Genomic DNA, 17,720 nt, shown 5'->3' on the forward strand with positions numbered 1-17,720 from the left:
ACCGAAACTCGACGGCTACCGGGTGATCGCGTTCGCTGGACTCGGACTGCTGCAATCCCGGCAAGGCCGGACCGCCCTGACCACCCGGTTTCCAGAAGTCACTGCGGACCTCGCCACCCTCGGCCGCGACGTCGTCCTCGATGGGGAACTGGTCGCGCTTCGCGGCGGGCACCTCGAGTTCGCCTCACTCCAGACAGGACCCGCACGCCGCGCCCGCGAGCACGTCACCGTCATCTACATGGCCTTCGATCTCCTGGCCACGGGTGATGAGGACCTTCGCACCAGGTCCTACCTCGACCGGCGTGCCGCACTCGCCGACCTGCTCGCACACCCTCGACCGCACCTGCAACTCGTCACCCACACCCTCGACCCCAACGCCGCTCGCGAATGGCTGGACCCGAGCTGGGGCGCGACCGGCGTCGAGGGTGTCGTGGCCAAGCCCCGCACCTCGCGCTACGGGCGTCGGTGCGGCTGGCTCAAAATCCGCCGAACCCTCACCACCGAGGCCGCGGTCCTCGGCGTCTCCGGTGCCGACTCGCTCGTGCTCGGAGCGCCAGGCCACGCCGGGGGATGGCGGATCACCGGAATCTCGCTGCCCGTACCAGCGGCACTTCGCGCTGAGCTGGCCGCCCACCTGAAAGCCGATCCGGCCCGGCTCGACCCCGTGCGGCTACCGGGCACCCTCGGCGGCCTGCCGGGCGACCAGGACCAATTGGGATAGATGCAACATTGATGCATCGGCGGATACCGCGCTGAGCAGCAGGTCAGCGGGAACAGTAGCGCCCAGTCGACTCCCGCCGTCGTTGAGGTGAGCTGGAAAAACAGGAGACCGGCTAGATCAAGAGCCACAATGTTGTGTTTAATGCAACACCGTGGATCAGGTGGATTTGCCGGGTACCGCGCGCTCGGTGCTGGCCGACGGGGTGGTGCATCTCGACCCGGCACCGGCGGTGTTCGCGGCGATGTTGGAGGGCTGGGCGCGCCAGCAGCGTGTCCGGTTCTTACGCGACGAGACGATCAAGCGGCGGCTTGATCTGCTGCGGCGCCTGCACCGGTTCTCCGAGCTGTACCCGTGGCAGTGGAACGTGGGCGAGGTCGAGGCCTTCTTCGATCACCTGCGGTCCGGTTCGCGGCCGATCGCGGCCTCGACCGCGCGGGGCTATCAGACGGACCTGCGGATGTTCCTGGACTACCTGGTCGATGCCCGTTATGGCTGGACCGAGCTGTGCAGCGAGAAGTTCGCGGAGGTGCCGCGACAGCTGCTGCATCCGGAGAACAGCGTCGTGCACGCCGCGGAGTTCGAGGGGCGGCCGGGACGCCGGCCGTTGAGCTACGACGAGGTCCAGGAACTGTTCGACGCCGCCGACGGCAGGGTGGAGCAGATCCGGGCCCGAGGCCGTAAGGGCGCACTGGCCGCCCAGCGCGGGGCGGCGATGCTCAAGACCATCTACGCCTTCGGACTACGTCGCCGCGAAGCCTGGGGCCTGGATGTGGTCGACTTCCGCCGCAACCCGAAAGTGCGGGAGTTCGGCCAGTTCGGCGGCGTGTTCGTCCGCTGGGGCAAGTCCTCACGGGGCGGCCCGCCGAAGCGGCGCACGGTGCTGCTGGTGCCGGAGATGGACTGGGTCGTGCCGGTGCTGGAGCAGTGGGTGGCCGAACTGCGCCCGATGTTCAGCCCCGGCAAGCACCCCGCGGTGTGGATCACCGAGCGGCGGGGCCGGTTGAGCTACCGCAAGATCGACCAGCTCTTCGCGGTCGTGCGCGACGAAGCCGGTCTGGACCCGGAGCTGGATCTGCACTGCCTGCGCCATTCCTACGTCACGCACCTGATCGAGTTCGGTTACCCGGAGAAATTCGTCCAGGACCAGGTAGGCCATTCCTACGCCTCGACAACCGCCCTGTACTCCGGGGTTTCCGACGAATACCGCAACCGGCTGCTGACCAGCGCGCTGCGGTCACGCACCAGCGACCTGTGGGAGAGCACCCCGTGATCAAGAAGATGGGCATCGACTGGCACCTGCGGCTACGGATGGCCGAGCAGGGGATGTTTCAGACCTCCGACCTCGTGCCGTTGCTGGCCGAGCGGGGAATCCACCTGTCCCGCGAGCAGGTCTACCGCCTGGTGGCCCAACCGCCGCAGCGACTGTCGATGGACGTGCTGGCCGCCTTGTGCGACATCCTCGGCTGCCAGCCCAACGACCTCATCGAGGTCCAGGTCGTCAACGAGGAACGCCGCAAGACCGCCGAGCAAGGGCGTACGGCCGCGCCGCCGGTGCGGCGCAGCACGATCCGGCGGCCGGACTGATGGCGAAAACCACGACCCGCGAACGGGTCGCGGCCACCCTCGCCGCGCGTGCCCGGGTGCTTGACCACCTGGTAGCCCACCTCCCCGGCGTTGACCGGGACCAGGCGCGCGAGATCCTCATCGCGGTCAACGCCGACGGCTACACCGGGCTGCGCAACCTCGACGCGCACTTGCAGACCAACCCCGACGCGCTGGTCGCTGGCTCGCCGGAGTGCCCGACCGTGCTGGTGAGGCTGGTGCAGCACCTGGCCGCACGCGGGTTTGCCGTCGTGCTGGTGCCCTGCGCAGGGTGCGGTCGCACGGACAAGCCGTTGCCGCTGCAGGGAACCGGCGGACGGATCTGCGATACCTGCTGGGTCCGCGATCCCTCGCGACATGAGCCGTGTGCACGGTGCGGGAAACGTCGGCGGCCGCAAAAGCGGCAGCCCGACGGCTCCGCACTGTGCTCCAGCTGCCACGCGAACCCTCAGTACCGCTGTAGCGGTTGCGGCCAGGTCGACATCGCCGCCGCACGCGGTCCGGACGGACCGCTGTGCCCTCGCTGCTACGAGTCGACCACGCGTCCTCGGCGTCGCTGCGGCCAGTGCGGCGAGGTCCGGATCATCAACAAGCGCGACCCCGACGGTGACCGGGAACTGTGTAAGCGCTGCAACCACACCATCGCGCAGTGCTCGCGCTGCGGCCGACGGCGGCCGTGCCGCAGGGCCGCCACGGATGCGCCGGTGTGCCGTTCGTGCGTGGACGTTCCCACCTCGCCGTGCGCTCGCTGTGATCGACCGCGCCCTGTCGCGGCTTACTGGCCCATCGGTGGTGTCTGCCGGGACTGCTACCGCACCAGCCGAGCCAACCCGAAGCTGTGCCCGAGCTGCGGGCACATCCGGCCCCTCATCGGGCACGATCCCGCCGGGCGCGACGCGTGCGGGCCGTGCTCAGGCGCGGACGTCGACTACGCCTGCCGCACCTGCGGATCCGGCGCCGAGGAACTGTTTCACCAGGGGCGATGCGTGCGTTGCGTGGCCGCCGAGCGGCTTCGGTGCAAGTTCGTCGACGAGAACGGCGACGTCCCCGCGGCACTGCAGCCGCTGCTTGACTCGCTGGCGCGGGCCGAACGCGCCCGATCGGTCCTGGAATGGCTGCGCCGCGACAACAGCGGCGCCGAGATCCTGCGCGGCATGATCGGCCGCGACGACATCAGCCATGCCGCCCTCGATGCCCTGCCACCAGGGCCAGCAGTCATCGCGCTGCGCGCCATGCTCGTCCATCTGGGCATCTTGGCGAAACGCAACGAGGCCCTGGCCGCAGCCGACGCCTGGGCCGAGCGCACCGTACGAGCACTTCCCGAGCATCACCGCCGCATCATCGCTCCCTACGCTCACTGGTCAGCCCTGCGCAGCGCCCGCCACCGCGCGGAACACAAGCGATTCACCGAACACAGCGGTGCCCGTGCCCGCATGCTGATCAACGTGGCCATCAGCCTGCTGACCTGGGCAGAAGAGCGAAACACCAGCCTGGCCCAACTCACCCAGGCCGACGTCGACGAATGGCTGTCCGCAGGCGGGAACCGCCTACAGTCCCGCCACTTCCTGCGTTGGGCCCGGAGACGACGACTCGTCGGCGAGCTCGATCTGCCCCGCCACCGCAGCAGTGATCCGCAGGACTTCCTCACCGAAGATGACTACGGGCGACTCCTGCAGCGTTGCCTGCACGACCAGGACGTTCCGCTCGACGTCCGGGTCGCCGGCGCGCTCGTGGTCGTCTTCGGGCTCCATGTGGCCCGGATCGTCGAACTGACCACCGACGACCTCGATCTCGGCAGCGAGCCACAACTGCGGCTCAACGGCCACTGCCTCGTCCTGCCACCAGTGCTCGGCTCTCTGCTTGCCCAGCACGTCGGGACGGCCACCACCACGTCCCTGGTCGGGCGGTCGGGCACACCCGCGAACTGGCTGTTCCCGGGGCAACAAGCAGGTCGGCCACTGGCAGCGGCCAGCTTGGTCTCCAAGCTCACCGCCCACGACATCCCCACCAGGATCAGCCGCAACTCAGCCCTGCTCAGCCTGGCCAGCGACCTCCCAGCAGCAGTGCTGTCCACCCTGCTCGGGCTCAGCGAAACCGCGGCGGTCCAGTGGGTGCGCCGAACCAAACGGGACTGGCACGCCTTCCTGCAAGCCCGAGCGCACGATCAAGCCCACCAGCGGCGAAGTTGAGGCGCACCGCCACTGGCTTTGGGTCGCGAGGTTCTGGGGCCGGTGCCGTCGGGTCACAGGCCGAAGGCTCCGCCCTCGATGAGGATGAGCAGACCGATGGCGATCAGGACCACGGGCAGCACGATGTGGCCCCAGCGGGCAAGCGTTTTGGCAACGACCGGACGCGTGGCGAAGAACCGGCCCGCGACGCACCACACTGCCACCAGCCCGAGAAACACCACGACGTACACGCTCATCCCGCCGATGCCAGCGGTAGCGAAGACCGGCACATAGACGCCGATGTTGTCACCGCCGTTAGCGAGGGTGACCGCAGCAACCGCCAGCGGGCCCGGCCCGCCCTCCCTCACCGGTGTCTCGTCATCGTCGCCGCCGTTGCGGTGGTTCTTCCACGCCTGCCACGCGGCCTTGAGCCCCAGCGCCAGCGGCAGCAAACCGAGATAGGGAATGGCGGACTTCGGCAGGAAGGTAGCGCCGAACGCGGCAGCCACGGCCACAACGAGGATCGCAGCAAAGCCCAGGTACTGGCCCAGCACGATGCGACGCCCAGAGCCTCGGTGCCCGGCGCCCTGGGCGAAGAACAGCGCCAGGATGACGATGTCGTCGATATTGGTGACGGCGAACAACCCAGCTGCCTGCCCGATGGTTCCCAGGTTCACGAGTGGCGCTCTCCTCCGATGCGGGTGTCCCGGCGAGACTACGAGACTCAGCGCTTGTTCCAGCTGCTGCCGGAACTCGCGAGCAACGCCAGATGCCCGCCGCCGAGCGGGTTCAGGTGCGGGTGGCCACGCCGAGGAGGTAGTCGCCGCCGATGTGGGTGCGCCAGCTCTCGGAGGCTGTGAGGCCGTGGCGGGGAAGTTCGGCGAGGAATTCTCCGGCGGTGAAGCGGTTGTCGGTGGGGTGGTCGAACAGTCGCTGGTAGGTGGGGCGGGCGAGTGCGGTGGCGGTGACCTCGTCGAAGTAGAACCGTCCGCCGGGTTTGAGCACGCGGGCGACTTCGGCGAGGGCGTCTCGCCAGTTGGGGATGTGGTGGATGATCGCGAAGTCGAACACCGCGTCGTAGCTGGCATCTTGGCCGCTGCCGAAGGGCGCGAAGCCGGTGCGGAGGTCGGTAGCGCTGCCTTGGGCGAGGTGTACGCGGCCGGTGTGACGGGCCAGGCGCTTGCGCGCTCGGGCAATCATCGCTGGGTCGAGGTCGACGGCGTCGACGTGGGCGGCGCCGAAACGGTCGAGGATGAGCCGGGTGCCGTAGCCGGGGCCGCAGCCGAGTTCGGCCACCAGGCCGCCGGGGACACGTCCGCCGAGGTTGATGAGCTCCCGGGCCTCGTAGCGCTGCAGCCACCGCCGGGGCGGGGAGTTGACCAGCATGGATTCGATCCGGTTCATCAACATGGTTGCCGTCACTCTCGATTCATCGTCGGAATCTGGTTATTATCGTTCTATGGCGATGAATAGCACAGGGGCATGTCCCGCGTCGAGCACCGGGGCGGATGTTGCTCCGGCGGTGGCGTTGTTCCACAGCCTCTCGGATCCGACCAGGTTGGCGATCGTGCAGCGGTTGGCCGGTGGAGAGGTCCGAGTGGCGGACCTGGTCCGCGAGTTGGGGTTGGCGCAGTCGACGGTGTCGGCGCACGTGGCCTGTCTGCGTGACTGCGGCCTGGTGGTGGGCCGTCCGCAGGGCCGGCAGATGTTCTACGCCCTGGCACGTCCGGAGCTGATGGACCTGCTGGCGTCGGCGGAGACCCTGTTGGCGGCTACCGGTAGCGCGGTGGCGTTGTGCCCCACCTACGGCGCCGGTACACAGGCCGCCGTCGAGGAGACCGAGGAGGTCGGGCGATGAGTGACGCCTGCGGTTGCGGCGGCGACGAGCCCCGCACTGGCGAGGAAGCCGCCGAAGGCGAACCGGAACGCCTGTGGCAGATCTTCGAACTGCAGGCCGCCGCCGTATCGGGAGTGCTACTGGCGGCGGCGTGGATCTCCGCATGGGTGGGCGCGCCGGAGATCGCGGTGACGGTGCTGGAGTGGCTGGCGCTGGCCGCCGGCGCTTACACCTTCGTGCCCTCCACTCTGAAGCGGCTGGTCAAGGGCAAGATCGGGGTCGGCACGCTGATGACGATCGCCGCAGTGGGTGCGGTGATCCTCGGCGAGGTCGGCGAAGCCGCCATGTTGGCGTTCCTGTTCTCCATCAGCGAAGGGCTGGAGGAGTACTCGTTGGCCCGCACCCGCCGCGGGCTGCGTGCGCTGCTGGACTTGGTGCCCGAACAGGCCACAGTGCTGCGCGACGGTGTCGAAGCTGTCGTCGCTCCTGCCGAGCTGCGCGTCGGCGACACGATGCTCGTCAAGCCCGGTGAGCGGATCGCCACCGACGGCATCATCCGCGCCGGCCGCACGGCCCTGGACACCTCGGCGATCACCGGCGAATCGGTGCCGGTGGAGGCGGGCCCTGGTGATGAGGTGTTCGCCGGGTCGATCAACGGCACCGGGGTCCTGGAAGTCGAGGTCACCAACGCCGCCGAGGACAACTCGCTGGCCCGGATCGTGGCCATCGTGGAGGCCGAGCAGTCCCGCAAGGGCGCAAGCCAGCGCCTTGCCGACCGCATCGCCAAACCTCTTGTCCCCGGCATCATGGCCGCCGCCGCGCTGATCGCCGTGGTCGGCAGTCTGTTCGGCGACCCGGTTACCTGGATAGAGCGAGCCTTGGTGGTGCTGGTGGCTGCGTCGCCATGTGCACTTGCGATCTCGGTACCGGTCACGGTTGTCGCGGCAGTAGGTGCCGCAAGCAAGCTCGGAGTGCTGGTCAAGGGCGGTGCCGCGCTGGAAGGTCTCGGCAGGATCCGCGGTATCGCACTGGACAAGACCGGCACCCTCACCCGCAACCAGCCGGCCGTGATCGACGTCGCCACCACAGGCGCTGCCACCCGCGAGCAGGTCCTCGCTACGGCTGCCGCGTTGGAAGCACGTAGCGAACACCCCCTCGCCAGGGCGATCCTGGCCGCCGTCGATGGCGTCACCCCCGCCACGGAGGTCGAGGCGGTCACCGGCGCCGGGCTGGCCGGCACTTTCAACGGAGCCACCGCCCGGCTAGGCCGCCCCGGCTGGCTGGACGCCGGGCCCTTGGTCGACGAGGTGGCTCGGATGCAGCAGGCCGGCGCCACCGCGGTCCTGGTCGAGCACGACGGCACCCTCATCGGTGCCATCGCCGTGCGCGACGAGCTGCGGCCGGAGGCCCGTGAAGTCGTCGACCGCCTCCGCAACGGTGGCTATGAGGTCGCGATGCTCACCGGTGACAACCACGCCACAGCCGCCGCCCTTGCAGCCGAGGCCGGCATCAACGACGTGCACGCCGAACTGCGGCCCGAGGACAAGGCCCGCCGCATCGAGGCACTGCGCGGGCAGCGCCCCACGGCGATGGTCGGCGACGGCGTCAACGACGCCCCAGCCCTGGCCACCGCCGACCTCGGCATCGCGATGGGCGCGATGGGCACCGACGTGGCCATCGAAACCGCCGACGTCGCGCTCATGGGCGAAGACCTCCGGCACCTGCCCCAAGCACTGGACCACGCTCGACAAGCGCGGCGGGTCATGCTGCAAAACGTCGCCCTGTCCCTCGGGCTGATCATCGTGCTAATGCCGCTGGCCCTGTTCGGCATCCTCGGCCTGGCCGCGGTGGTGGCCGTGCACGAGCTCGCCGAGGTCGTCGTCATCGCTAATGGCGTCCGCGCGGGCCGCACCCGCCCGCTCGCAGCCCTCCAGCAAACGCTGGGCACTGAACGCCACGCCGTCGAGGCACAAGCGTGACAGCCCCAGCCACTACCCGGTGAGGGCCAGCCGCCTCGGCTGGCCCTCACCGGGTAGCGATACTGCCACGACCGACCGGTCCTAAAAGCTGTGGCGAATACGGCAGGTTCGGAATACGTGCACTACGCCAGCTATCCGTGACGATCTCACCCCCGGAGACCTCCCAGATCCCCGTGATACCTGGCCGTAATCCGTTCTCGGTCGACTGCGTAGCGGGGGAGCCGGTGGTGTGCTCGGTGAACCTGGGCACCCATCGAGGACTCGATGTAGTGCTCATGCCGCGTCGGTGGCGATCACGCCGAGCGCCGCACACCGGTGACGGGGCAGGAACTCCAGGGCCAGGAACCTCGCCAGATAGTCGATCGGTCTGGTCACGAACGGGATGTCGCTGTCGTCGGTCCATCCCTGGGGCTCGAACCGGGTGTTCACAAACCGGGCCACGATTTCCTCGAGCGGCATCCCGTAATGCAGCGCCTCGGTGAGCAACTCACCAAACGCCTCCAACATCCCTCGTCCGAAGCTCCCGTGCTTGGAGTGCGCGATGTGGACATCTACAGGCCGGCCATCGGTATCGGCGGAGACGAACACCGTGAAGTCCGTACCGCCGATCGAGACGTCCGTGGTCATGCCCGGCCGCGTCCGGGGGAGATGCTGCCGGACGACAGCGGGGGTGACGCTCATCGGGCGGGCGGGCTCGGCGACGACCACAACAAGCTCCTCAAGCACAATCGATAGATGCAAAACCGGTGATGGACCACTAGATGTGGTGATCGTATCGACGGGTACCGACAATTTCGGACAGCGGCGCGTCACCCGTTCGGTCAGAAGCCGGAGTCACCAACCGATCCGACGGCAGTCGGCCCGCACTGGCCGCCGAATAGCCGTCCAGCCGTATCAATCCACGCCCCAGTCAAGAGAGGAACCCCGGAAACACCTGGGTTTCAGGGGTTCTCTGGTTTTCAGGCTGATACGGGGTCAGAAGCCCATGCCGCCCATGCCGGAGTGGAACCCGGAGCCCTGGTCGAGCTCTTCGTCGTCGTCATAGCCGTAGCGCTCGTAGGAGCCCTCGTTCTCGCGGCGGGCCTCGTCCTCGTCGCGGGAGTCGAGCCAGCGCTCGACGTAGTCGTCGCGGGAGTCCTCGCGGGTTTCCAGGACCTCGTCGCGCAGTGCTTCGATTCGTTCGGTGGTGTCGTCGCGCTGGAAGTTCTCGTTTGGGCTGGTCATCGTGTGCCTCCACTTGTCGGTGATCGTCCGCCAGGCATCGGCCTTGGCGGTCTGGCCGCCGGGTTCGGGCCCCAGCGGCACGTCCGGGTCGTTCGTGCGGATGTTGAAGGTCTCGCGGTAGGCGGCCGCGAGCCCGGCGACGTCGTCCCAGCGCTCGGCGGCGGTCTCCTCCTGCGGCCGCGTGCCGAGCCGCGCGGCCCAGTCCGGGCGGTCGTAGGCGACGTGGTCGCGTAGCTCGTCGACCCGGGTCGCCACGGCGGTGGTGATCTGGTCGAGGTGGTCGGCGAGCTCGGGAGCGGCGTCTCGCACCGTGCGGTGCGGGGCGGTCAGCCAGGGCAGCACGGGCTGCTCGCCGGCGCCCTGGTCGCGTTGGTCGGTGAGGTGGTCGACGACGATCTGGGCGGCGTAGCGGTGGGCTTCTGTCGGGTCGGCGGGCCACTCGGCGAGCTGCCGTGCGGCGTCGGCGACCGCCGCGTCGGCGTCCAGGCCCTCGGCGGCGCCGGCGGCGGCGTGCCGCCACACCAGTCGCCAGTCGTCGGTGACGTCTTCGTCCGGCACGACTGCGGTGGTGATCGTGTGCCACCGGTCGATCTGCTCTGCACTGGGGTCGGCGAAGCGGGCGGGTGGCTCGCGGTCGGCGATGTGGGACTCGATGCGCCACCGCAGCACCGCGGCCGGGTCGGCGCTGTGCTCGCGGCCGCTGCTGGCGGCGGCGCGCGCGACGAGCCGGTCGGACTGCCAGCCCAGCGTTTCAGCGCGGCGCAGCGTGTCCAGCAGCTTGGGCTCGGCGGGTTGGCCGAGCGCGTGGGGGGCGTGCTCGGCCAGGGCCTGGTGCGCGACGTGGTTGAGCAGTTCGCGGCTGGTGTTGTGGTGGCGCTCGGCCAGCACCGACAGCGGTTCCTCGGTCCGCTCGCTGATGGTGTCGGTGAAGGTGTCCAGCAGGTCGTCGACGTCGATGCCGTCGCGTAGCCGCTCCACCTCGTCATGGCTCGTGCCCGTGGTCTGGTCGGTGCTGGCGGTCTCGGTGGGAGGTCCCCACTGGTCGATGAGGTCGTGCCAGGCGCGGGCACGCAGGCCCTGGCTGTCGGGCTGTTCACCCAGCGGGTGAGCCGGGTCGTCGCTGGTGACGCCGTAGGTGTCGCGGTAGGCGGCGGCCAGACCGGCCACGGTGTCCCAGCGTTCGGCCAGTGCGGGATCCTCGGGGCGTGGCCCCAATCCGGCAGTCCAATGTGGCTGTTCGGCGGTGATCTGGGCGCGTAGTTCGGTGTGGCGATCGTGGATGGCGCTGTTGAGGCGCTGGAGGTAGTCGCGCAGCTCGTCGCTGAGGCTGGTGTGGTCGGGGCGGGCCATCCACGGCAGTGCGGGCGACCAGCCAGCACCGGCTTCGCGCTGCTCGGACAGCGCGTCCGAGACCGCGTCGGCGGTGTAGCGGTGGGCGTCCATCGGATCGGCTGCGGGCCGGTCGGCGAGCCGGGTGGCGGCGGTGGTGACCGCGGCATCGGCGTCCAGGCCCTCAGCGCTGGCGGCGGCCGCCAACTTCCAGACCTGCGTCCAGGCCGGTTCTTCGACGTCGGCGGTGGCGTCGTGGCGTTCGACGATCCCGCGCCAGTGGTTGATCTGGTTCATCGTGGGCGCGGCGGTGCGCGGTGGTGGTTGTTCGTGAAGCAACTGCTGCTCGATGCGCCATTGCAGCACCGCAGCGGGATCGTCGGCGTCGGCCAGCGCTCCCTGGGCCAGGGCGGCGGGTACCAGGTGCTCGGCCTGCCAGCCGAGGTCTTCGGCGTTGCGCACGGTCTGGCGCAGCGCCCCGGTGGCGGGCTGCTCCAGCAGGTGGGGCACGTGCTCGGTCAGCACCGCCTCGATGCGCTCCTGCGAGCCGAGGTGCGCGACGAAGTCGTGGTGGCCGACCAGGGTGTGCAGCGACTCGGCCTTGTCCAGGGACGCGCGCAGTTCCTCGGTCGCCGAGGTCTCGGCCGAGGACCGCTCAAGTGCGGCTTCCAGGACGCCCCGCCCGGTGCGCTCCAGCGGGGTTTCCTGGTGGCTGTCGATCGTGTGCTGGACGGTCTCGACGTAGACCTGGTTGTCGTACTCGGCTCGGGTCATCTGGGTGTAGAGCTGTTCACGGGACAGCCCTTGGGGCACGAGGCTGTGCGACGAGCCGCCCTTGACCGACATGCCCTGCGAGCGGTTCACGGTCGCGGCGTAGGCCAGCTCGACGTGCTCGGCGACGTAGTTGGGCGGCAGGATGATGCTGCCGCCGCTGACCTGGTGGCGCAGCTTGATTGCGCCGCTGGCGCGGACGTTCTGGACCTCCCAGGTGTCGCCGTTCTTCACGAAGTCCCGGCCTCCGAACAGCGTTTTCAGCCGGTCGTTGCGGCGGGTGACGACGAGATCGCCCTTGCTGGCTGCGGTGCCGTCGTGCAGCCGCACGGCGCGTCCGTCGTCGACGTCCCCGCGGTCCAGCCGCAGCTGGCGGGCCTGGTGGTTGAGGGCGACGACGTCGTCGTTGGCGGGCACGATCAGCAGGGACGGCCGTCCGGCGTCGAGGTCAGAACGCCAGGCGTGGTGCGCGGCCTCGCGCATCGTCTCCCGGGAACCTTCGTGGACCCAGCCCTGCTCGAAGTAGTAGTCCAGGCCGCTCGCATCGCCCCTGTGCAGCTTGAGCGAGGCCGCGGCCTGGTCCTGGTCGGCGAACCGCACGACCTCCCGCAACCGCAGCGCACCGTTGTTGTGCTCGAACCAGCGCACCGCCCCGCCGGCCTCCACTGAAGCGAGCTGCTTGTCGTCACCGACCAGCCGCACGTCCGCACCCCGATTCAGGGCGTAGCGCACGACATCGTGCAGCGTGTGCGTTCCGGCCATCGCGGCTTCGTCGATGATGAGCACATCCCCGCGCGTGAACGGGAACGCGCGCTCGGCGCTGCCCATCTGCATTGCCGTGGTGACCTGGTGCAACGTGTGCGGCCGCGCGTCGATCGAGGCTCCGAGTTCCTGGGCGGCACGAGCGCTCGGTCCGAACGCATAGACCTCGCCGGCTTCAGCACGCCAGGCATCGGCGAAGACTCGCATCGCGGTGGTCTTGCCTGCCCCGGCTGGTGCATAGAGCAGCTGCACCCGCCGCCCGGACGTCGCGAACCCGGCCACCGCACGCGTCTGACCCGCGTTGAGTTTCGCGCCGCCGACGGCTCGCCGGACCGTGGCCTCGCTGATGCGCACCCCGTCGTGGCGCCGTCCCCACGCGGCCAGAGCTGCCTCTTCGCGCAGTGTGCGGTGGGTGGTGAACCGCTGGGCGTTGTGCTCAACGAACACCGATTCGCCGTCGGAGCGCCGCAACGCGGAGGGCTCTTCGACCGCAGGCGGGGCGTGGAGCGAAACGGTGTCGGCATCGCGGAGAACCGCATCGACGACCTGGTCGATCACCTGGTCACGGGTGCCCTCCGGCACCCTCAGATGAGCAGTCTGGCGGTGTGCTTCGGCTGCGAGGTTCCACTTGTTGAAGTGGCTGAAGTGATCCGAGACCGTCGCCAGAGTGCCCGCGGCGAGCTCGTCGACGTCGACGTCGGCGACCGCCTCACCATGGCCGGAAAACAGCCGGGTGCCGAGCGTGGCGAGCTCGTTCGGCCCGACCGTCTCGATCGCCTGATCACGCCACCGGCGCAGATGCTGCGCCAGCGAACGTGGTTCCTGTTTGGGGTCGCGGGTGTCGTACTTGGCGCAGCGGCTGATCTCACGCAGTTCGCTCGGGCTCGGTTCGCGGTCGTGCTCGCGCCGGAAGTCGACGATGCGGCGGGCGCGGTCGGCCTCCACCTGCGACGAGCGTTGTGAAAACCCTTCCAGCAGCGCGTCGGAGACCCCGTCGAGTTCCCAGCCCACCCGCTTGAGATCGAACCCGCCTTTGGCACGTTCACTCCAGCTCGCACCGGCCTCGCGGAACAGGTCCCGCAGGCGGCTGTCGTAGTACTCGCTGGTGGTCACCGCCGCAGCCAGCACAGTGCGCCCGTCCAGGCTCGTCCAACGCCCGTCGGCCCCCTGAACCTTGGCACTGATGGGCACATGGGTGTGCAAGTGAGGATCACCCGCACGCGAGTCCCAGTGCTCGAACAGCGCGGCGGTGATGCCTTTGACGTCGACCTGGGCGTAGCCGCCGTCTCCCTTGCGGGTGTAGGCGGCGTTGTTCTCGAAGTACTGCAAGGTGTCGCGCACGGCCTGGCGGTGCAGCTCGACGATCCGCTCGCGGGTGGCGTCATCGGACAGCGCCCACGCCACCGAAACCGACTTCGGCGGCGCGAAGACGAGCTCGTAGCCCGACGTGGCGGATTTCAGTTCCCGCTTCTGTTCGGCCAGCCACCGCTTGAGCTCGGCGTCGCTGGGGTGCTGGCCCTCGTGCTCGTCGGCGTACGCCTGCACCTGCACGTCCCGCCGGATGCTCGCGCGAGTGGCCTCATCGATCGGCGCGCCGATCGGCCGATCGTTTTCGAGGTTGTAGGTCTTGTAGGCGTCGATGACCTTGCTGCGGAGTTCGTCGGCGCCGCTGTGCTGCCGGAACCGGTAGCCGAGCTTGGTCGCGGCCAGGGCCTCGGCTTGCGACGCGCCATCAGCGATCATCTCGGCTTCGATGCGGTCGGCCTCCGGGTGCCGGCCCTCGCCGAACAGCGCATTCATCTGCGCCGCGGTGACCTCACCGTCCACGCCGAGCGCGGCCGCGCCGCGCCCGAACCACTGCCCGGGTGGGTAGCCGTGCGCGGTGTAGTAGTCGGACAGGGATTCGCCGGGTTCGAGCTCCCGGTCGCCGCACGCCACCGACCCGGTCAGGTACTCGTACCCGCCGGGTGAAAGCTTGCGAACACCGATCACCCCAGCACCTCTGTCATCAGCGATTTCAGTCAGGCCGACGTACTCACGCTAAGCAGGCCAGGGCGGCTGCCCGTCGCAGACTCAATCGATACAGAACCGGGGAGCATGCAGAATGCAAGACGTCCTGTGTGTCGGTGAGGGGGCAGACCAGGGGGGACCGGCGGCACGGTCGGCGGGTGAGATGCCGGCCGAAAGGCGACCGGGGGGTTACGGCGCGGAAGCGGGCCGGGCGCGCGGCGGGATGTGGGCGGCGACCAGGCGGGAACCGTGGGAAGCGCGCACGAAAAAGACCCCCGGTCGCATGACCGGGGGTCTTCGGGGGCGGGTGGCCGCTAGGCGGCCAGCGCGGCGGGTTCGGCTGCGGCGGCGGGCGCGTCGTCGGCGGCGCTGGGCACGACTGACAGCGCGGGCGCGGACTCCAGCGCGCGGCACCCGGCGCACTGCCCGTCGTCGGCTGGCAGGTGGCGGACGTCGCGCGGGCTGCGGTCCTCGCCGCAGGTCTGGCAGGCGGCCAGCTCCGGCGCGGCGGGCTGCTCGGCGGGCTCGCTGGCGTTCGCGGCCGCCCAGGCGGCGACGGTGTCGCGATCGGTCTGGTGGCTGTAGCGGCTCCACTCGGTGCGGAGGTGTTTCAGCGCGCGGGGGTAGTGCTGGTGGATGTAGGCGCACAGGGCCTCGATCGCCTGGGCGCGGGTGGCGTTGTCCGGCACCTGGATGCCGGGGCGGCCCAGCTCGCGGCACTCCTGGCACAACCCGTCGCGGTGGGCGCGGTCGGCGCGGCTGGGTTCGATGTTGCAGCCCAGGGCCACGCACGGGCGGCCGCCGTCGCGAACGGCGGTGGTGCGGGGGTCGGGCCGCTCGCGGTCGCGCGCCACCGGGTTGATGGCCATGCGCTCGTAATCGACGGCGTAGCCATCGGGCCGTTCGCCGCGCTGCGGGGCGTCGTCGACTCCCGCACGGGTGGCGGCGTACTCGGTGACCGCGCGGGCCTCGGCGCGGGCCTTGCGCTGGGCGCGGCGGAGTTCCGGCCGCACCTCGGTGCGGACCGCGCCCCCGGCGCGGCGGCGGGCGTTCTCGATCGCTTGCCGGTCCCAGCGCGAGGCGCGGTCGGCCTGCGGCTCGGGCCGCTCGCGCTGTTCTCCGGGGCGCGGTGCGCACGCCGCGATAACGGCGCGGTCGCGCTCGTCGGCGCGCTTCCAGTACTCGCGGAGCCGCTTCACCCCGGTACGCGGGTGCTCGGCAAGGATCCGGCCGCACTCGGCCAGCGCGGAGATTTCGCGGGCGTCCGCGCTGGTCAGCGTCTCGCGCCACTGAGCGCGGGCGGCGCGGAGGTCGCCGGTGCGCAGCAGTGCGGCGACAGACAGAACCGAGTCAGAAATCGTCACAGAATGCGACATAGAGAACCCCAAAGTCAGCGGTTTTTGCGCAATCGCCAGGCTTGGCCTTCCCGGCGGCTTACGACTCTTATTCTATCCCGAATTGCCGACTCGCGGCAAGTTCAATCAGGGCTTTTATTTCTATTTTCTGCAATTCGCCGGATCAAGTGAACCACCCTCTGGCCTGCGCGTTTGAACGAAAAAGGCGGGTTGTCCTCGCTAAATGGGCCCGTTCATTAGTCGCGCATTCCCTTTCTTTCCCCGCCCCTTCGACATAGGCCAATCCCTCCCGTGTGGGGCTGTCGGGTCAAGGTCGGGGCCCCGCAAATTCCCGAAATTGTTCGGAGCTTGCGGAGAAGAATTTCGGGAATTTTGGGGTGGCCTTGACGCGGCAGTCCCACACGTCGAGACAATCCGGCCGCGAAGGGCCGGGGGAAAGAAGGGGAATGTCTTCATTGTTCGGAGCGCAGCGGAGAACAATCCCTGCCTCGCTCGCCCGGCACTGCGGCAGGCTCGTGTGACCGTGGCGAGCGGGACACCGGATATGGGCAGGCGACCGGCCGGGCAAGGCGCCGGGCAGGGTCGGCCTGCCGCTTGTTGGCACCATGCGTCACGGGTGGCGGCTACACTGATCGGTGCTTGGCGACACGGGCCTCAGCGGGCCCTGCGCACGCCAGGCGAGTGTGTCGGCGCGGTCTTGGCCGAGCCACCTCGCGGTGGTAAGCCCTTCGGGGCTTCCGCGCACGGCACGGCGGGCGCGCCCGGCTTCGGCCGGGCGCGCCCTCTTCATCTGCCTTCTTCCTTCCCCTCCGAAGCCGCGGGTTCCCGGCGCGTCGGGACGCTGCGGGTTCGGGCCGTCTTAGCGTCGAGCTCGTACGGCACAACCGTCAGGGGAGGGAGCGGACATGGCCGAGTCATCTACCCGGGGCCGGCGGCCGCGCCGGTCGACCAGGATCAGCCAGCGTCTGGAGCGGGCCCGGCAGCGCAACGCCGATCAGCTCGCCGAGCAGAGATGGCGGGAGCAGCGCGTTGAGGATGCGTTGCGCGAGTTCATCGAGGCCGGAGAGGCCATCGCCGCTGAAGATGCCGCCTGCGAGGCGAAGGTGGCCGCCCTCCAGCGCAAGATCGACGCGCTGTGTGCCGAATCGCGGGAGCGGGTCACCGGTGAGCACACCCGGCAGGCGCAGGCGGCGTTGGCGATCCACGAGGCGGGCCGCACGGTCGAGCAGGTGGGCGAGCTGCTTGAGCTGCGCAGTGAAAAGGAAGCAAGACGGCTGATCACGGCGGGCCGCACGGCCGCCGAGGCGGGCAGTGGCCCGGCGCAGGAACGGGATACGGTCCCGGCGAAATCGTCCGGGCACAGGCCGACGGGGGCAGCGGCGGGCGAGGAGACCACCGGAGCGGTGTCAGGGGAACAGCGACAGCTGCGCGGGGTCGATGGTCAGCAGCACCGCCCGGACTCGGGTTTCGTCCCAGCCGCGGTCGCGGACGGCGGCCGCCAGAACGCGTGAGTGCTCGGCGCGCTCGTGGCGCAGCAGGCCGGACCACCGGCGGATCCACCAGCGTGGCCGCCCGCCGCCTCGGCCCTTGGCGGCCATGCGGCGCAGGTTGTCGGCCTGGGTCGACGGCCAGAGGTGCCCGATCACCGGGTCGGGATGGGCGCGCACGCAGATCGGGTTGTCGCAGACGGCGTGCTCGATCACCTGCCCGAACTGGACGGGAATGCCCAGCTGGTAGGCGACGGCGAACCGGTGGACCTTGACCGTCCGCTCCCGACCGCCGCGCGTGGCCGAGAAGGTTCCGTACCCGTCGTCGGAGATCGCGCCGGTCCAGATCGCGCAGTGCTCGTCGGGTCCGAACACCACCCGGCGGTAGAACCGCTCGATCTCGGCGGCGTGGGCAATCGGGTCGACGACCAGCGCGTCGGTCAGCGGCGCCGCCGGTTTCCGGTCCGGGTGGGCG

12 protein-coding genes and 1 pseudogene are annotated in these 17,720 nt (G+C 69.7%); 7 read left to right on the plus strand and 6 right to left on the minus strand.

Annotation, left to right across the window (positions count from 1 at the left end):
* Positions 1-16 precede the first annotated feature (16 nt).
* The 4 genes and pseudogenes from KBO27_RS26705 to KBO27_RS26720 all read left to right on the plus strand — a co-directional run.
* Positions 17-721: pseudogene (locus KBO27_RS26705) on the plus strand (ATP-dependent DNA ligase); the annotation flags it as partial.
* Positions 722-881: 160 nt separating this feature from the next.
* Positions 882-1,991 (plus strand): tyrosine-type recombinase/integrase, encoded by a 1,110-nt coding sequence (locus KBO27_RS26710; protein WP_210972597.1) that lies wholly within the window; start codon positions 882-884, stop codon positions 1,989-1,991.
* Entirely contained in the window at positions 1,988-2,305 is a 318-nt protein-coding gene (locus KBO27_RS26715; protein WP_307870632.1) for a helix-turn-helix domain-containing protein, read from the plus strand. Before KBO27_RS26710 ends, KBO27_RS26715 begins: the two co-directional genes overlap by 4 nt.
* Positions 2,305-4,512, plus strand: a complete 2,208-nt coding sequence (locus tag KBO27_RS26720; RefSeq protein WP_210972598.1) for a hypothetical protein — start codon at positions 2,305-2,307, stop codon at positions 4,510-4,512. The genes KBO27_RS26715 and KBO27_RS26720 overlap by 1 nt, the downstream gene beginning before the upstream one ends.
* A 53-nt stretch (positions 4,513-4,565) precedes the next feature.
* Here KBO27_RS26720 and KBO27_RS26725 read toward each other — a convergent pair whose 3' ends face one another.
* Together KBO27_RS26725 and KBO27_RS26730 are read right to left on the minus strand one after the other, a co-directional pair.
* Entirely contained in the window at positions 4,566-5,168 is a 603-nt protein-coding gene (locus tag KBO27_RS26725) for a cadmium resistance transporter (RefSeq protein ID WP_210972599.1), read from the minus strand.
* A gap of 112 nt (positions 5,169-5,280) precedes the next feature.
* Positions 5,281-5,895 carry a class I SAM-dependent methyltransferase gene (locus KBO27_RS26730; RefSeq protein ID WP_210972600.1) on the minus strand — a complete coding sequence of 205 codons (615 nt, stop codon included), beginning with the start codon at positions 5,893-5,895 and terminating at the stop codon, positions 5,281-5,283.
* Between the two features lie 55 nt (positions 5,896-5,950).
* Between KBO27_RS26730 and KBO27_RS26735 the strand changes: the two genes are divergently transcribed.
* Positions 5,951-6,349 carry an ArsR/SmtB family transcription factor gene (locus KBO27_RS26735; RefSeq protein ID WP_210972601.1) on the plus strand — a complete coding sequence of 133 codons (399 nt, stop codon included), beginning with the start codon at positions 5,951-5,953 and terminating at the stop codon, positions 6,347-6,349.
* Positions 6,346-8,307 (plus strand): heavy metal translocating P-type ATPase, encoded by a 1,962-nt coding sequence (locus KBO27_RS26740; RefSeq protein ID WP_210972602.1) that lies wholly within the window; start codon positions 6,346-6,348, stop codon positions 8,305-8,307. The genes KBO27_RS26735 and KBO27_RS26740 overlap by 4 nt, the downstream gene beginning before the upstream one ends.
* A gap of 273 nt (positions 8,308-8,580) precedes the next feature.
* Here KBO27_RS26740 and KBO27_RS26745 read toward each other — a convergent pair whose 3' ends face one another.
* From KBO27_RS26745 to KBO27_RS26755, 3 genes are all read right to left on the minus strand, one after another.
* Entirely contained in the window at positions 8,581-9,015 is a 435-nt protein-coding gene (locus KBO27_RS26745) for a TSCPD domain-containing protein (RefSeq protein WP_307870633.1), read from the minus strand.
* Positions 9,016-9,282: 267 nt separating this feature from the next.
* Positions 9,283-14,385, minus strand: coding sequence for a MobF family relaxase (mobF, locus tag KBO27_RS26750; protein WP_210972603.1), 5,103 nt, complete (start codon positions 14,383-14,385; stop codon positions 9,283-9,285).
* A gap of 332 nt (positions 14,386-14,717) precedes the next feature.
* Positions 14,718-15,767 carry a hypothetical protein gene (locus KBO27_RS26755; RefSeq protein WP_210972604.1) on the minus strand — a complete coding sequence of 350 codons (1,050 nt, stop codon included), beginning with the start codon at positions 15,765-15,767 and terminating at the stop codon, positions 14,718-14,720.
* An 896-nt stretch (positions 15,768-16,663) separates the two neighbouring features.
* Between KBO27_RS26755 and KBO27_RS26760 the strand changes: the two genes are divergently transcribed.
* Positions 16,664-17,269 (plus strand): hypothetical protein, encoded by a 606-nt coding sequence (locus tag KBO27_RS26760; RefSeq protein ID WP_210972605.1) that lies wholly within the window; start codon positions 16,664-16,666, stop codon positions 17,267-17,269.
* On the opposite strand, the gene KBO27_RS26765 is transcribed toward KBO27_RS26760, so the two are convergent.
* A partial coding sequence (locus tag KBO27_RS26765) for a hypothetical protein (RefSeq protein ID WP_210972606.1) occupies positions 17,165-17,720 on the minus strand: 556 nt, incomplete at its 5' end. The two genes, KBO27_RS26760 and KBO27_RS26765, sit on opposite strands and share 105 nt — an antisense overlap.

The sequence above is a fragment of the Saccharopolyspora endophytica genome (assembly GCF_018070075.1).
GTDB classification, from domain to species: Bacteria; Actinomycetota; Actinomycetes; order Mycobacteriales; family Pseudonocardiaceae; genus Saccharopolyspora; species Saccharopolyspora endophytica.

Bases quoted from the DNA above. Each gene is read 5' to 3' on its own strand.
- KBO27_RS26760 (WP_210972605.1), top strand. From the start codon at position 16,664: ATGGCCGAGTCATCTACCCGGGGCCGGCGGCCGCGCCGGTCGACCAGG.
- KBO27_RS26735 (WP_210972601.1), top strand. From the start codon at position 5,951: ATGGCGATGAATAGCACAGGGGCATGTCCCGCGTCGAGCACCGGGGCG.
- KBO27_RS26730 (WP_210972600.1), bottom strand. From the start codon at position 5,895: ATGAACCGGATCGAATCCATGCTGGTCAACTCCCCGCCCCGGCGGTGG.
- KBO27_RS26720 (WP_210972598.1), top strand. From the start codon at position 2,305: ATGGCGAAAACCACGACCCGCGAACGGGTCGCGGCCACCCTCGCCGCG.
- KBO27_RS26740 (WP_210972602.1), top strand. From the start codon at position 6,346: ATGAGTGACGCCTGCGGTTGCGGCGGCGACGAGCCCCGCACTGGCGAG.